Origin of the sequence: Bartonella senegalensis OS02, assembly GCF_000312545.1 — a bacterium.
GTDB classification, from domain to species: Bacteria; Pseudomonadota; Alphaproteobacteria; order Rhizobiales; family Rhizobiaceae; genus Bartonella; species Bartonella senegalensis.
The window spans coordinates 54,985-56,965 of record NZ_HE997543.1 but is presented as its reverse complement, the minus strand read 5'-3'; the positions used below and the strand labels follow the sequence as shown (position 1 = coordinate 56,965).

At 39.1% G+C, this 1,981-nt stretch carries 1 pseudogene; it reads left to right on the top strand.

Going from position 1 to position 1,981, the window contains the following annotated elements:
• Positions 1-352 precede the first annotated feature (352 nt).
• A pseudogene (locus BN200_RS09410) lies at positions 353-1,981 on the top strand (autotransporter outer membrane beta-barrel domain-containing protein); the annotation flags it as partial.

The following is a 1,981-nucleotide window of genomic DNA, read 5'->3' as shown; positions in this document are numbered from 1 at the left end:
TCCTTATAAGATCACTGTTACTCCTGTGTCTAATGGTCAATACTCTATATCCACTTTTCCTCTTTCTGGGAGCAGAATTGGTAGCGTGAGTGGTCTTAGTGGGAGTAATGCTGATAGTCCTCTTAGTGGAATGGGTGGGGATAAGAGTGGTAATACGTATGTTTACAAATATGACTCTGTTAACAAGAAGTATACACTATATAATGGATTATATTATATATGTGATGATTGTAAAAAGGGTAAAATTGATAATAAATCTTATAAGATTACGAATAAGAATTCTTCAGAATATGCCTCTAATAGTACTGCTATAACAGTAAAGGGGATAGCTAGTAGAGTTGAGGGAAATAATGTGATTGTTAGGAGTCGAGTTCCTAGTAAAAAATTTAAATATGGTGTGTCTGTAACTAAAAACGGCAAGATTGTTTTGAAGTCGCCCGACATCAAGAATACAGAAGTAGCTCTTTATACTAGTGGTGGAATAATAGAAATAGAGAATGGGATTATTGGGAAAAGTAGTATGGGTGTTGAGGCAATAGGCAGTGCGGTAGTTACTTTAAAAAATACAAAAGTTAAGACGAGCGATGGGAAAGGCAGTCTTTATGGGAATGGTGGTGCAGAAATTAAAATGGAAGGTGGATCGATTCATTTCACCAACAGTCATGGGGCTTCTTTGACTTTGGGTGGGAAAATAATCCTTAAGGACACTGAGATTACGGGAAAAGGTGAAGAAAAAAACAACAAAAATCATGCTGTTTTGCATTCGGATTTAGGTGGTCTGATTAATTTAGAGGGGGCGACTGTTAATGCTACCAATGTTCATGGCATATTATCAGAAAATACAGTTCGTACTTCAAATTCCATTTTGCAGCTTGGTGATGAAAACTTATTGAATGAAGTTTCTAGATCTGAAGATTTTGAGACTAAGGCTTATGTGACTAAAGTTGATGTTAAGTCTTCTTCTATTACAGTAGCGGGTGAAGGATCTTACGGTATATATTTTAAAGGAGAGAGACCGTGGACAGAATATGGACTTAGCGACAATCTTGTATCAGAGGAAAGAAAAGTTCGTCCCAGAATGGAATTTGTTCATTTGAGCAGAACAAAATTTTCTGTTCAGAATACTGCAATTGCTAGTACCCATATCACGAATGGTGTTGTTCATTTGAAGCAAAGTGCTCTGAGTTCAGAAAATTTATTATTAAAAGCTGAGAAGGGCGCTTCTTTGGCGATTTTGGCTGTTGCTTCTGACCTTGAAGGGGGGGCGTATGTTGATGAGATTTCTATTGCTGAACTTTATTTAGGTGACGATTCTGAATGGACTTTACAAAAACCGCGAGTGAGATGGGCGCGTGAATATGATCGTACAAATGATTCATCTGTTTCACACGTAACTCTTATGAATAATAGTGCTATTAAATTTACCTCATCGAGGCTTAATCGGGATTATACTCCTCATACACTCAAAATTGGAAAAGGAAAAGGTGTTGTTTATAAGGCAGAGGATGGTGCGCATATTTATTTGAATACGTATTTGAATAGTGGTGGCTCTTTCGATAATCAAAAGACTGATCGTGTTTTGATACATGGTGATGTTGAGGGAAAAACGGCAGTATATGTCCGTAACATTCCAGAAAGTCCAGGGGGATACACGGGGAATGGTGGAAATAACCAAGGAATTTCAATCATTCAGGTTTCTGGAACGGCAACGGAGGATTCTTTTCAGTTGGATAGCGGCTATGTCACAGCGCAGCATTCACCTTATCAGTATCGAATGTATGCGTATGGTCCAGCATCCAGTTTAGGGAAGGCGCATCCCAATCAAAGATTAGTTAAAGGGAGTGGAGAATTTTGGGATTTTCGCCTCGAAAATAAATATGTTACTCCTGAACCAGAACCTCATCCTGAGCCCGAGCCAAGTCCTCGTCCTAAGCCTGAGCCAGAACCAGGTCCTCGTCCTGAACCGTCTCCGGAGCCAACT